Source organism: Gordonia sp. NPDC003585, from assembly GCF_040610755.1.
Classification (GTDB): Bacteria; Actinomycetota; Actinomycetes; order Mycobacteriales; family Mycobacteriaceae; genus Gordonia.
Map to the genome: position 1 here is coordinate 1 of NZ_JBEXMX010000112.1, position 13,379 is coordinate 13,379.

Sequence of the window (13,379 nt, forward strand, 5' to 3'; positions counted from 1 at the left end):
ACCGCGCGCTCAGCGGTTCCCGTCCGGTCGATGCCACGGGAGCGGTTGCGGCACTTGCCTTACGGACCTTGCGGGGCAACATCCGCCGACCGCACAGTCGGCACATCGCCGGAACGACGACCAGGGTGGCGGCCAGCATGGCGATCACCGCGATCGCGGTGGCGAAGCCGAAGGACGAGTAGGTCGCCAGCCCGGCCAGACGCAGCCCCATCAGCGAGATCAACACGGTGAGCGCGGCGAACATCGCCGACCGTCCGGCCGTCGCAACCGCGCGTGCCGCCGACTCCACCGGATCGTGGCCCGCCCGTAGGAATTCCGAGTGCCGGGACACCACGAGCAGGGCGTAGTCGATGCCGACGCCAAGGCCCACCATGGTGGCCACCAAGGGTGCCGACGGACTGACCTCCATGGTGGCGGCGAGCAGCGTGATTGCGGCGGATCCGACAGCGAGTCCGCCGATGGCGGTGAGGATCGGGAGACCCGCGGCAACGACGGAGCCGAGCGCCAGCACCAGAATGAGAAGCGCCAGCGTGATTCCGATGATCTCGGCATGTCCCTTCAGCGGCGCGGCGGCAGTCTCGGGCAATCCGCCGTTCATCTCGACCTGCACACCGGCATCGCGGGTGGGTTGCACGGCCTTCTCGAGCGGCTCGACGTTGCCCATCAACGACCGCTCGGTGACCGGCACGTCGTATCCGACGACGATGATCGCGGTGTCGCGGTCGCTGCTGAACTGCGGTGCGTCGACAGTGGCGACGTGGTCGAGGCCGGCAAGCCGAGCGCGCAGGTCGTCGACGGTGCGCATGTCCAGTGGTCCGTCGTCGTGCAGCACGATGCGTGCGTCGGCGTTGCCGGCGCCGGGAACATGATCGCGGAGCAGATCGATTCCGCGCTGGGATTCGGTGCCCGGCACGTCCCAGTTCTCCTGGGTGGCGCCGCCGAACGCGGTGGCCAGGACCGTGACGAGGACGAGCGCGGCGAGGAAGCCGCCCAATGCGCGGAACGGGTGTGACGCGCAGGCGTGCCCGATCCGGTAGAGCAGGGGAGTCTTCATGAGATTCCTTTCGGGGTGTGGTGTCCCCGATAGGGTGGTCGGCAGGACTTGCGGCGCACTTGTGCTCAACTTGAGTGCCCGTCAAGGCGAGGTTCGCAGACGTACGGGAGAGGAGATGGCGGTGTTCGTCACTCCCACCAACCTCGACGAGACGGTCGCGCGGTGGGTGGTCGACAACCGCTCCGAACCGTGGATCACCGTCGCGCATGTCGTCACGGTCACCGGCAATACGCTCCCGATGGCGCTGGTCACCCTTGCCGTGGTGATCGTCCTCGCCGTGCGTCGGTACACGGTCGACGCGGTGTTCCTCGGTGCCGGCGCGCTGATCGGCTACCTGCTCATGGTGGGGCTCAAGCATCTTTTCCGCCGACCGCGCCCACCCGAGGTGAACCGGCTCGTCGACATCGACACGTTCTCGTTCCCGTCGGGCCACTCGATGATGAGCATGGTGATCTTCGGCCTGTTGGCCATCGTCGCCTACCGGCACGTCGACTGGGTCCGACGACACCGTTGGGTGTTGCTCATCGCTCCGCTGTGGTCGATCGCCATCGGCTGCACCCGAATCTATCTCGGCGTCCACTGGACGACGGACGTGCTCGCTGGCTGGCTGTTGGGTGCTGCCTGGGTGGGTCTGTGCGCACTGGCTCTCGTCTGGTTCGAGTCGTCGCGCAGGGACCTCGACGTGCGGGTCGGCAGGACGGCCACCTGAATTGGTCCGCCCGAAGGATGGCGGGGTTGTCGACGTGCCGCTTTACTTGAACGATGCCGCATCCTGGGCCGGGTTCATCGGACGAATCGCCAGAATCTCCGGGGCAGGAGATGTCCGAGTCGCCGACCGCGATCGAGCCGGTCGCCGATCCGACGGTGATACCGAGCGACCCGGATCAACCGGCGCCCGAAGAATCTCCGACGGTCATGGAGCCGATCGACCGGACCGAGTTGCGCAAGACGGTGCAGCATCGCATCGACTTGCAGAAGGACACGCAGCCGGCACCACCCAGTGCGCCAGGTTCGGCCGCCGCCGGCCCGACGTCCATCGGTGCGACCATGCCCAACGCCATGCCGCCCAACGCCAGCCCCTACCAGGCCACCCAGATGGCGCCGTCCACGCCGTTCCCGGCGATCGCGCCGCAACAGGGCCCGCCACCTGGCATGCCACCACCTGGCTATTGGGGTCCGCAGGGCCCGCCGCCCCAGAAGCGTTCGCGCGCACCGTGGATCGTGTCGGGCATCGTGCTGGTGTGCGTGATCGCCCTCGTCGTCGGCGGTGTGATCTTCTGGCAACAGAAGGAGTCCGACGACGACTTGCCCGAACTCGTCGCCGGACAACTCACCGGGTCCTATCCGAGCGCGCCGAGCAGCGCGGCGTGGACGGTGACTCCGCAGGATGTCGGCGGTAGCTACTTCCAGTCGGTGTTGCCCGAGGCCAACATGTACGGAGCTGTCGGCGCTGTGCACGACGGCGACACACTCGTGACCCTCATCTCGCAGTCTCAGTACGGCGGAACCGACGCCACGCGGAACCTGGTCGGCGTCAACGTGACGACCGGTCAGAACTGGAAACTCAGCGAACTGGTGCGTGCGTGCTCAGACGCCATCGTCGACCACACGATCGCGTGCTATGGATCGTCGAACGTCTACTTCGTCGACACCCGCACCGGTACTGCCACGGCGACGGCCGTCTTGCCGACGAGTCAGCCGTACGGAATCGCCTTCAACGGCCGAGCCGCGTTCGTGCGCCATTTCGACAGCGATGGCTTACACATCACCAAGGTCACACGGTCAGGGACCGAGTGGGAGAAGAGCCTCACCCTCCCCGACGGTTTGCCGACCGGTGACTCGTCACGGTTCACGGCATCCACGTCGCTGGTCGCCTCGGGTGGTGCCAACGTCGTCGTGGTTTCGGCAGATGACGGTCGAGAGATTGTGTCGAAGCCCGGAACCGCCCAGATCACGGCACTGCCCGATGGATCGCTGCTGGCCGTCACGGGCTCGGTGAACTCCGGCTCCCCGAGCAAGGGGCCGGTCCTTCACGTTCGGTCGGATGGTTCGACCACCTCGTTCGAAGGTTCATACTTTGCGATTCCCGAGGTGTCGACGCCGGCGCAACGCGGCTATGTCGCGATCGGCGGCGGATTCACGAGCCTCGACGACAAAACCACCAGGTGGACGTCCTCGGCACTGAGCCAGGATGTCCAGATATTGGTCGCCGACGATCGCGAGACCGTTGTCGTCACACGTGATCAGGGTTCGGGTGCGCAGCTCGTCTCCCTCGACACGACGACGGGAGCGCAGCGCTGGACGCAGCCTGTGAACGGCGTGAGTTATCTGTCGGACGGCCCCGGCGTCGTCGACGGCGAGCGAGTGATCATCGCGAAGAATGGGGGTCTCGCGGCGGTGGACATGGCATCCGGCGCGTCGGTGTGGTCGCTCTCGGCGCCCGCGGTCGGGAGTCGTTCGGATGCGACCGGCAATTCGGCCCCGCGAATCTTTGCGATCGGAGATCGCATCGTCACGGTGACCGCCGATGCCATCACCGCTCTGGCCCCCACCGGCCCACGCGCCATCGTGCCCGGTACCACGCGAGACACGACCAGCGACAACGGTTCCGGCGACGACGAGTACGTGACCGCGTGCGGGAGTCCGCCGGTGTTCACCCCGGAGTCGTTCCGGACGACGAGTGGCGGCCTCGGGGTGCGGATGAAGGTGTCGGCCCAGTGCCCCGGCGGCGATATCCTGTTCGGTCCGCGGACGCGGATCACGATCAAGGACGGCGGCGACCTCGTCGCGTCGGGGAATTTCGACTTCTCCCAAGCGCCCATTGCGGTTCCGTCGCTTGACGACGCCGGGGAGGGCCTCACGATGGAGCTGACCTATCCGCCGGGCTCGTTCTTCCGCCTTCCGGACACGCTGGCCACGCAGTCGGGTTCGGACCGTTTCCTGGTCGATTGCGACAAGGGCCCGACGAACGGACAGCCACCTGCGCTGACGGTGCCGGACGGCGGCGCGAGCGCACCGCCGGTGACCGCGACCGGCCCGGCCCTGCCCGCGGGCACCAACATCACCGCCACGAGCGTCGATGCGTTACGGGTGCAGGCCAATTCGGACCGCGCGTTCATCCTGGCCAACCTGAACAATCGGTGGGTCGCGCAGCTCAGCTCCAAACGTCCGGGGTTGAACGCGGAAGGCCGGATCTGGGACAACCAGGCCATTCTCGACGAGTTCTTGGCCCTGCGCCTGCGGTTCAGCGACGTGCGCCTGCTCTACAGCGACGAGTGGCCGGTGTTCAGTTACAAGGGCTGGTGGGTGACCGTGGCGGCGGCCACCTTCCCGGGGCCCGACCAGGCCAACAACTGGTGTCGGGCACAAGGATTCGACAAGGAGCATTGTTTCGCCAAGCTGGTGAGCAGCACCGCGGGACCCGACGGTTCGACCAGATATTGGTCGTAACGCCCGGCCACTCGACGTCGTCTGCGACACCTACCCCAAGTGGCTGCGGTGGCGACCCGCGCCACGTACGGTCATCGACATGGATTTTTCTCCGTCACCGCGATCGGCAGATCTGACCGAGCGGGTTCGAGCATTCATCGCCGCCGAGGTCGACCCTGTCGAGCCGGACATCCACCGCGACATCGCGAGCCGTCGCGAGGGCGGTGGTGACCCGTGGGTGCCGTCGCCCCTGATCGCCGAACTGCAGGCCAAGGCACGCAAGGAAGGACTGTGGAACCTCTTCCTGCCCGAGGCGCACGCAGGGCAGTACGCAGCTGACTTCGGGACCGACGGTGGCGCCGGGCTGTCGAATGTCGATTACGCTCCGCTCGCCGAGGCGATGGGTGCATCGACGCTCGGTCCGTTGGTCTTCAACTGCAGCGCACCCGACACCGGGAACATGGAGGTGCTGCTGCGTTACGGCACCGCCGAGCAGCGGTCGCAGTGGTTGGAACCGTTGTTGCGCGCCGACATTCGCAGCGCCTTCTGCATGACCGAGCCGGGCGTCGCCAGTTCGGATGCCACCAACATGGCCGCCACGGTGGTGCCCGACGGCGAGGACGTCGTCATCAATGGCATCAAGTGGTTCTCGACAGGCGTCGGACATCCCGATTGCAAAGTACTGATCTTCATGGGCGTCACCGACGCGGAGGCCGATCGGCATGCTCGGCACACCATGGTGCTCATCCCGATCGACGCGCCGGGTGTTCGGGTCGAGCGGATGCTCACCACGATGGGCTACTTCGACGAGCCGTTCGGGCACGGCGAGGTGTCGTTCACCGATGTGCGGGTGCCGGCATCCAACGTCCTGCTCGGGCCCGGTCGGGCCTTCGAGATCGCCCAGGGCCGACTCGGCCCGGGCCGCGTCCATCACTGTATGCGCGCCATCGGGCTTGCCGAACGAGCTCTGGAACTCGGTGTGCGACGCGCGCTTTCGCGCGAGGCATTCGGGCGGCCACTGGCCAAGCTGGGCGGCAACTCCGAACGTATCGCCGATGCCCGTATCGCGATCAACCGGTCGAGGCTGTTGGTCCTGCACGCCGCATGGCTGCTCGACCAGGGCATGGGTCGCGAGGCGCTCTCCGCAGTGAGCGAGATCAAGGTCGAGGTGCCCAACATGGCGCTCGACGTCATCGACCTCGCAATCCAGCTGCACGGCGGCGGCGGACTGACCGACGACTTCCCGCTGGCGGCGGCGTGGGTGGGTGCACGGTCGCTGCGTCTCGCCGACGGGCCCGACGAGGTCCACCGCAGCGTCGTCGCACGCCTGGAACTGGCCAAGTACCGATAGTGAGAGGACAGGACATGGCTGAGGGGGAGAGCGGGGCCACCGCAGTCCGGGCCGAGGACGAGTTCGACGTCGAGCGGGTCGCGTCCTGGCTCGGCGAGAATGCGGGCATCGGCGAAGTACCCGAGGTTCGGCAGTTCTCGGGCGGTGCGTCGAATCTGACCTACCTGCTGCACTATTCGGACCGGGACCTGATCCTGCGCCGTGCACCGCGCGGCACCAAGGCCCGCGGCGCCCACGACATGGGACGGGAGTACCGAATCCAGTCGCGGCTGGGCACGGTGCTGCCCTACATCGCACCGCTGGTGGCCTTCTGCGACGACGACGAGGTGCTCGGTGCGGACTTCTACGTGATGGGCCGCATCGACGGGGTGATCCCGCGTCGGGACTGGCCTGCCGACGTGCCGCTCGACGCCGAGAAGGCCCGACGGTTGTGCCACAACTTCATCGACACGCTCGTCGAACTGCATTCTGTGGATCCGGAGAACGCCGGACTCGCCGACCTCGGCAAGGGTTTCGGCTACGTTCGCCGACAGGTCGACGGCTGGACCACCCGGTTCCGCAACGCGCACACCGACGACGTGCCCGAGTTCGAGGCCGAGATGGCCTGGATCGCCGAGCACCAGCCCGACGACGTGGCGAACTGCGTCATCCACAACGACTACAAACTCGACAACGTCGTCCTCGACAACGCCGACGTCAGCCAGGTGATCGGCATCCTGGATTGGGAGATGGCGACCCTGGGCGATCCGTTGATGGATGTGGCCGGTTCGCTCGCGTACTGGGTCCAGGCCGACGACGACGCCGCGATGCAGGCCATCCGGCGGGTCCCGACCAACCTGCCCGGCATGGTGTCGCGTCGCGAGTTCGTCGAACGGTACTGCGAGCGAATGGGTTTCGACATGACCCCGGATCGCTGGCGCTGGTACGAGGCGTTCGGGCTGTTTCGGGCGGTCGTGATCGCCCAGCAGATCTACTACCGCTACTACCACGGTCAAACCCACAATCCCGCGTTCGCACGGATGGGTGACGCAATCGGACTGCTGGGCTCGCGCATGCGGGCGACGATCGCGGGGGAGTGACTCGGCGAGCCGCCGGACCACTGAAAGTAGCGGAGGTTCTTCCCCTACTTTCTGCCCCTGCTTGTTGAGTCGTCCGCGAGAAAATCCGCGGGGAGGACTCCAGGAGTAGGGGACGAGTCTCTTCCCCTACTTTCGGTGCGGCTCAAGGCCGGACGACCACCCGTCCGAGTGAGCGTCGGCATGTCGCGACTTAGAAACCGCGTGTCTGGTCAGAAACCCGATGCGCGCCAGCGGATTCTGGCCAGGCCTGAGGTTTCTGGCCGCATGCGCGGATTCTTGAGCAGGCTCACGCAATTCCGCCTCCACGATCGCCGACGCCGTCGGCGGGTGGGTCGCTGATCCGAAGAATACTGCTTTCGGTCTGCTGACCTGCGGGAATCTGTACCTGGGAGCCCAGTCAAGTGCACAGTGGATGTGGTCGGGCTGGGGCGTACAGACATCCGACGGGATTGGCGGCGTGTTCCTGTGGTCTCACCGGACGCCCCCGGCCCTTCCCGGCTCCTCGACTGCCGACGGCGTCGGCAGTACGAAATCAGCGGTTCTTGTTCACACGCCGCCAACTGCTCGCTATGCTTCATATATGAAACGTGAAGTGAGACCGGTGTGACGGCGACGGCCATCGTGGTCGGGGTGGTGGCCGTCCTCGTCGTACTCGGAGTCCTCGGGCTGCTGGCGCTGTTCGTCTTGTACGGCCTGGCGTCCAAGCCCAACCGCTTCGCGGTGCGGGACATGACGCTCGATGATGTCGACGACTACATCGAGCGTCGGGCGGCGTTCGCGATCACCATCGTGGAGACCACGCCGCTGCCGCGCCGCGAGGTCTGGGAGCGCCTGACCGAGGCGCCCTACCTGAGTTCCCTGCCGTTGCTGCGGGGTCCCGAGTGGTCGGTGTCCGGATCTGAACGCGTCGCGGTCGGGGCGACGCGCACCATGTCCGGCACCGTCCTCTCGGTGTCACAGCGTCTCGCCGATGTCGAGGAGCGGGAGCGGATCGTGCTGATCGGTACCGGAGTGTCGGTGCCTTTCGCCATCAAGAATTTCGCGGAACGCTTCACCCTCACCGATGGCGAACGCCTCAACACGATCACCGTGACGTGGGAGATCGCCGGCTCACCGAAGTGGGTGGGCTTCCTGCCATGGCGTTGGGGTGCTCCGCTGATTCGGCCGGTACTCGCGTTCGTCCTGCGGCATATTTTGCGGCTCAAGCCATTCCGGCGTCCGGGGACGACGGCCGGCCGCGCGGGTCAGTCCAGCCCCTCCTGAGCGCCGCGCGCACCTCGGCGCACACCGGCGCGCTGAACGCCGACGATCGTCGTTCCCAGCAGGCCAACCCCCAGGCCCACCAGGCAGACCGCCAGTGCGCGGTCGCCGCCGGTGCCGGTGGCCCAGACGACCACAGTGGCCACGGCCCAGGCCAGCATCCCGACGACGATCACCGGTTCCGGCGCACGCAACACGCGTGGGAGTTGCGGGATCTGCGCTGCGTCGACCATGCCACCAGGGTAGCTTTCGAGGGTGCCCACCGATTCGTCGAGCGAGCCCACCACACCGTCGAACGCGCCCGGGGCGCTTGACCGGTTCTTCAAGATCTCCGAACGTGGCTCCGCGCTGAATCGCGAGGTCCGCGGCGGCCTCGTCACCTTCTTCACGATGTCCTACATCGTGCTGCTCAACCCGATCATCATCGGCGGTATCCCGGCCACCGACGGCCAGCCCGCGAAGAACGCCGACGTCCTGGGCAACGTGCTGCCGCTGGCGCAGGTCGCCGCGGTGACCGCCCTGGTCGCAGGCGTGATGTCGATCCTGTTCGGTCTGGTTGCCAACTACCCGTTCGCGATTGCGACCGGGCTGGGTATCAACAGCCTGCTCGCCGTCACGATCGCCCCCGAGGTGACGTGGCCCGAGGCCATGGGACTGGTGGTGATCGACGGCATCATCATCGTGCTGCTCGCGGTCACCGGGTTCCGCACGGCGGTGTTCAACGCGATTCCGGCCGAGCTGAAGGCCGCGATCGCCGCCGGCATCGGCGCGTTCATCGCGTTCATCGGCTTCGTGGATGCCGGGTTCGTCACCAAACCCGAGGCAGGCACCACGCCGGTCCAGCTCGGCAGCGAGAACTCGATCACCACCGTTCCGACGTTGATCTTCACGATCGGTGTCTTGGTGATGGGTGTCCTGGTGGTGCGGAAGGTCCCCGGCGGCCTGTTGATCGGGATCGTCATCATGTCGGTGGTGGCGATCATCGCCGAGGCGGTCTTCGATCTCGGTTCATCCCAGGACAATCCCGACGGTTGGAGTCTGTCCATCCCGCAACTACCCGATGGTCTCGGCGGGCTGCCCGATCTCGCGCTCGTCGGCAACGTCGACATCTTCGGTGCGTTCACACGGATCGGGGTGCTCGCGGCGTCGGTGTTCGTGTTCGCCCTGGTGCTGTCGAACTTCTTCGACGCGATGGGCACGATGACCGGCCTGGGCAAAGAGGCCGGTCTGGCCGATGACAAGGGAAATCTGCCCGGGATCGGTCGGGCGCTGGTGGTCGAGGGCACCGGCGCCATCGTCGGTGGTGCCGCGTCGTCGTCGTCGAACACGGTCTTCGTCGAATCGGCCTCGGGTATCGCCGAGGGCGCGCGGACCGGCCTGGCGAACGTGGTCACCGGTCTGCTGTTCCTGGCCGCCATGTTCCTGACCCCGCTCTACGAGGTGATCCCGCTGGAAGCGGTGACGCCCGCGCTCGTGGTGGTGGGTGCACTCATGATCGGTCAGCTGCGGTCCATCGACTTCACCCGCTTCGACTACGCACTGCCGGCATTCCTGACAGTGGTCGTGATGCCCTACACGTATTCGATCGCCAACGGCATCGGCGTGGGATTCATCAGTTGGGTCGTCATGGCCACCGCTGCGGGCAGGGCACGTTCGGTCCATCCGCTGATGTGGGGGATCGCGGCGATCTTCATCGCCTACTTCGCGAGGGCGCCGATTTCGGATTTGCTCAACTGAACATTCTCACCCAGTTGGTATGAATTGGGAAACGGTTGTCGTCTGATTGGCCCAATTGGCCTGGTCTGCGCTGCGTAAACAGGGTGAACGACTAGTTAGTGAACTACGCTAAGCGCGTGCACTCACCGTACGGGGACGGGAGCCTGGCGGGCGATTTGTCGCTGGCCGTGGTCCGATTCGCGCGGCGCCTTCGGGGGCGCCGCGAGAACAAGCTTGTTTCACTCACTCAGTTGTCGGCGTTGTCCACACTGCACCACGAGGGGCCGATGACGCCCGGTGCACTTGCAGCCGCCGAACGCGTCCGCCCGCCGTCGATGACCCGGGTGATCGCCTCGCTGTCCGATCTGGGCATGATCAAACGCGAACCGCACCCGACGGACGGCCGGCAGGCGATCGTGACGCTCGCCCCGGCGGGGATGGAAGTGGTCACCGAGGAATTGGCGGCCCGCAAGGCGTGGCTCAGCGACCGGCTTCGGGAACTCACGCCCGACGAGCGCGACACCCTCCGCGACACGGTGCTGATCCTCAACAAGGTCCTCGCCGACACCGAGGACTGATTCGCCGTCAGAAGAACGTGCCCGCAAAGGGTGCGCGTTCGGTGGCGAAGGCCTGGTCGAGCGACTGCAGGATCTCCGGCGATGCGGTCCACAGCCGACCTGCCGCCGCGAACGTCGACGGCCGGATGCCGCCGAGATAGATCGATGACAAGACGGCGGTGTCGAGCCGTACGGTCGGCGTCGCGGATGACGGTGCGACGATCGCACCCCCATGGCGGACGGCGACATCGAAAACACCTCCGTGCCCACGGAATTCGTCGACGACCTCGATCACCGCGTCGAGGTCCGCGGCATACTGCCGGGCGCCGAGTGCCGCAGGAACGTCGAGAATGCGCAGCCACATGGTGTCGGCGCGTCCGGTCAATTCGACGGCGCGCAGGTCCGTGAGTTTCGCGGGCAACGGGTCGTCGGCGGGGATCGCGGCGGTCACCGACGGGATCAGGTCGAGGCTCGTGAGCACGCGCCACAGTTCCGTGTGTGCATCGTCGGTGGCCGTGACCACCTCCTTGACCTCGGCGTGCACCTTGCCCGAATCCTGCTTGATGATCCGGTAGGACGCATAGCCGTCGTCGTGCAGGAGATAGTGCAGTCCGCTCCCGGCGAAAGGTCGTTCGGAGGGGCGGTCGGCCAGCAGCGGCCGCCACCACGCCGGTGTGCGACCGAGTGCGCCGGGGGTGGTGCGAGTCCAGCGGGCATGCAAGTCGGGAACCGCCGCGTCCACCTCGTCGCCGTCGGCATAGTGGACCGGCGAACCCTCCGGTTGGGACGCACGCATCCGTGCTCGTCCCGGCGTGATCTTCACGTCGTGGGCGAAGGTGGCGGGCCCGAAGCCGAACCGCTCGTAGATGGTGCCCTCGCTGGCGGTGAGGATCGCGAAGATCTGACCGTCGGCCTCCCACTGCTCGAACAGCTCCGTGAGCATGGTGCGCAGGATGCCGCGCCTGCGGTGCGTGGCGGCGACCGACACCCACGACAACCCGGCCGCGTTGCGCACCGAGCCGCCCGGCACGGTCATCGTCATCCGGTAGAACATCGACACCCCGACCAGCGGCGCCGGATCGAGGGCGGCGTCGCGGACCAGGACGATGTCGGAGTCGGCGACCTTGCCCCGCAGGTCCGTACGTTCGTCATCGGGCAGCGGGTTGCGCATCGCGAAGGCACGCGCGTCGGTGGCGATGATGTCGTCCCAGTCGGCGTCGGTGGCGCGTCGCAGGGACAGCCCGCTCGTAGAAGTGATGGTCACACCTCCACCGTATCCATCCCGGGCCGGCGATCGTCGCAACCCTTCGCGTTGCGGCGCGAGTGCCGGCGATGATGCGCGGCGATGGCACACTGTTGCGGTGCCGGAACTCGCCGTCGACGTGATCGACATCGACGACCCCGCCGATCCGCGGGTGGACGATTTCCGCGACCTCAGCTCGGTCGATCGTCGTCCCGACCTCCCGACGCTGCCGGGTGGCCGGCCGGGAAAGGCGTTGGTCGTCGCAGAGGGCGTGCTGGTCGCACAGCGGATGATTGCGTCGCGGTTCGCGCCGCACGCGTTTCTCGGGGTAGGCAAACGTCTCGACGAACTCGACACCGATCTGCGGAGCGGTGCGTTGGCCGGCGTTCCGTTCTACCGAGCGACTGCCGACGTGATGGCCGAGGTGGTCGGGTTTCACCTCAATCGCGGTGTGCTCGCCGTCGCCCGACGCGCACCGGTCCTCTCCGTCGATGCCGCTCTCGAATCCGCGCGCAGCGTGGTGATCCTCGAGGGCGTCAACGATCACGAGAACATCGGCAGCATCTTCCGCAACGCCGCGGGACTCGGTGTCGACGCGGTCCTCTTCGGCGCCGGCTGCGCCGACCCGCTCTACCGGCGGTGCGTCCGCGTGTCGATGGGGCACGCACTGCTCGTGCCGTTCGCACAGTTCGACGAGTGGCCCTCTGGTCTCGACGCCGTGCGCGACCAGGGTTTCCGCCTGGTCTCTCTCACTCCGGATCCCGCTGCGGTGACGCTTGCGGACGCGGTGCGGACGGAGAAGGTCGGGTTCCTCGTGGGTGCGGAAGGCCCGGGACTCACCGCGTCGGCCATGGCCGCCACCGATGTGCGCGCACGAATTCCGATGAGTCGCGGTACCGATTCGCTCAACGTCGCAACGGCCGCGGCGATCGCGTTCTATGAACGCGTCCGGTCCGGCACGATGGAGGGATGACCGGCGGCGCAGAACACCCCGCGGAACCGACTCCGTGGTTGTTCGGACTGATCGTCGCTGTGGCGTGCGCGGTCTTCGCGACGCTGGTCCTGATCGGGCTGTACGACCTCGTCGGCAACGCGCAGCGGTGGCTGGGTCTGGTGGCGGTCGCGGTGGTCGCCGGCGGGCTCGGCTGGACCCTGTGGGAGTTGCGTTTCCGAGCGGTGCTGCGCTGGATCGTCTGGGGCCTGCTACTGGGGATGCTCGCCGGCGCCGCGTCGTCGGTGGCTTTGTTCGCCGTGGGTCGTTGAGTTGGCGCCTCACGGAAGTCTGCCGACCGGCCGGCCATCCGCCACGCATCGTGCTCGGTTATCCCCCATCGGTGGTCGATGCGCTGAAAAGCGTTCTGCGCCAAGTACGGTCTCCGCATGCCATCTACGTTTCAGGCTCTGGCTGTAGCGCTTCTTGCACTCCTTCCAGGTGCACTCTGCGAAGTTGCGCGGGAGCGGAGATCAGGCTGATGGGGCCTGCGCGGAACCGATCAGACCGGAGGCCAGACTCTTCGAACTAGCGACCGACTCGCCGACGTCGTCGGCGATCGTGGAGGCGGGAAGAGTGCGGCCTCATCGCAGAAACCGCATTGGTCGCCAGAAACCGCTGGTGCACCTCGGGTTTCTGACCAGACACGCGGTTTCTGAAACCACGACTCGCCGACGACGCGCGTGGGAGGTCGGCGAA

12 protein-coding genes are annotated in these 13,379 nt (G+C 66.8%); 9 read left to right on the forward strand and 3 right to left on the reverse strand.

Translation table 11 applies throughout. The features are described 5' to 3' along the window. Positions 1-1,054: MMPL family transporter (locus ABZW74_RS22210; RefSeq protein ID WP_355279404.1), on the reverse strand; the 1,054-nt coding region annotated here is incomplete at its 3' end. 115 nt (positions 1,055-1,169) lie between these two features. On the opposite strand from ABZW74_RS22210, the gene ABZW74_RS22215 reads away from it, so the two are divergent. The 5 genes from ABZW74_RS22215 (at position 1,170) to ABZW74_RS22235 (ending at position 8,176) form a co-directional block, all read left to right on the forward strand. Continuing rightward, on the forward strand, positions 1,170-1,763 hold the full coding sequence (locus tag ABZW74_RS22215) for a phosphatase PAP2 family protein (protein ID WP_276614845.1): 594 nt from the start codon (positions 1,170-1,172) through the stop codon (positions 1,761-1,763). A 110-nt stretch (positions 1,764-1,873) separates the two neighbouring features. Beyond that, positions 1,874-4,504 carry a PQQ-binding-like beta-propeller repeat protein gene (locus ABZW74_RS22220; protein WP_240857683.1) on the forward strand — a complete coding sequence of 877 codons (2,631 nt, stop codon included), beginning with the start codon at positions 1,874-1,876 and terminating at the stop codon, positions 4,502-4,504. 79 nt (positions 4,505-4,583) lie between these two features. Further along, complete coding sequence (locus tag ABZW74_RS22225) at positions 4,584-5,834, forward strand: acyl-CoA dehydrogenase family protein (protein ID WP_240857682.1); 1,251 nt, start codon at positions 4,584-4,586, stop codon at positions 5,832-5,834. A gap of 14 nt (positions 5,835-5,848) precedes the next feature. Beyond that, positions 5,849-6,913, forward strand: coding sequence for a phosphotransferase family protein (locus tag ABZW74_RS22230; RefSeq protein ID WP_240857681.1), 1,065 nt, complete (start codon positions 5,849-5,851; stop codon positions 6,911-6,913). Between the two features lie 603 nt (positions 6,914-7,516). Further along, positions 7,517-8,176 (forward strand): hypothetical protein, encoded by a 660-nt coding sequence (locus ABZW74_RS22235; protein WP_355279410.1) that lies wholly within the window; start codon positions 7,517-7,519, stop codon positions 8,174-8,176. Here ABZW74_RS22235 and ABZW74_RS22240 read toward each other — a convergent pair. Next, complete coding sequence (locus tag ABZW74_RS22240) at positions 8,158-8,406, reverse strand: DUF2530 domain-containing protein (RefSeq protein ID WP_240857732.1); 249 nt, start codon at positions 8,404-8,406, stop codon at positions 8,158-8,160. The two genes, ABZW74_RS22235 and ABZW74_RS22240, sit on opposite strands and share 19 nt — an antisense overlap. Before the next feature lie 22 nt (positions 8,407-8,428). On the opposite strand from ABZW74_RS22240, the gene ABZW74_RS22245 reads away from it, so the two are divergent. Further along, positions 8,429-9,910: an NCS2 family permease gene (locus ABZW74_RS22245; protein WP_355279413.1), complete on the forward strand. Its 1,482-nt coding sequence runs from the start codon at positions 8,429-8,431 to the stop codon at positions 9,908-9,910. A 116-nt stretch (positions 9,911-10,026) separates the two neighbouring features. Beyond that, positions 10,027-10,467, forward strand: a complete 441-nt coding sequence (locus ABZW74_RS22250; RefSeq protein WP_240857678.1) for a MarR family transcriptional regulator — start codon at positions 10,027-10,029, stop codon at positions 10,465-10,467. Between the two features lie 7 nt (positions 10,468-10,474). On the opposite strand, the gene ABZW74_RS22255 is transcribed toward ABZW74_RS22250, so the two are convergent. Further along, positions 10,475-11,710 carry a GNAT family N-acetyltransferase gene (locus ABZW74_RS22255; RefSeq protein ID WP_240857677.1) on the reverse strand — a complete coding sequence of 412 codons (1,236 nt, stop codon included), beginning with the start codon at positions 11,708-11,710 and terminating at the stop codon, positions 10,475-10,477. A gap of 97 nt (positions 11,711-11,807) precedes the next feature. Here ABZW74_RS22255 and ABZW74_RS22260 point away from each other — a divergent pair, with 97 nt between their 5' ends. Together ABZW74_RS22260 and ABZW74_RS22265 are read left to right on the forward strand one after the other, a co-directional pair. Next, positions 11,808-12,662: an RNA methyltransferase gene (locus ABZW74_RS22260; RefSeq protein WP_240857676.1), complete on the forward strand. Its 855-nt coding sequence runs from the start codon at positions 11,808-11,810 to the stop codon at positions 12,660-12,662. Next, a complete protein-coding gene (locus ABZW74_RS22265) occupies positions 12,659-12,952 on the forward strand; it encodes a DUF2537 domain-containing protein (RefSeq protein ID WP_240857675.1) in 294 nt (97 codons plus the stop codon). The genes ABZW74_RS22260 and ABZW74_RS22265 overlap by 4 nt, the downstream gene beginning before the upstream one ends. Positions 12,953-13,379: the final 427 nt, after the last annotated feature.

Excerpts from the sequence above, each read along its gene's own strand:
- ABZW74_RS22215 (WP_276614845.1), top strand. The coding sequence starts at position 1,170 with ATGGCGGTGTTCGTCACTCCCACCAACCTCGACGAGACGGTCGCGCGG.
- ABZW74_RS22220 (WP_240857683.1), top strand. The coding sequence starts at position 1,874 with ATGTCCGAGTCGCCGACCGCGATCGAGCCGGTCGCCGATCCGACGGTG.
- ABZW74_RS22225 (WP_240857682.1), top strand. The coding sequence starts at position 4,584 with ATGGATTTTTCTCCGTCACCGCGATCGGCAGATCTGACCGAGCGGGTT.
- ABZW74_RS22230 (WP_240857681.1), top strand. The coding sequence starts at position 5,849 with ATGGCTGAGGGGGAGAGCGGGGCCACCGCAGTCCGGGCCGAGGACGAG.
- ABZW74_RS22240 (WP_240857732.1), bottom strand. The coding sequence starts at position 8,406 with ATGGTCGACGCAGCGCAGATCCCGCAACTCCCACGCGTGTTGCGTGCG.
- ABZW74_RS22265 (WP_240857675.1), top strand. The coding sequence starts at position 12,659 with ATGACCGGCGGCGCAGAACACCCCGCGGAACCGACTCCGTGGTTGTTC.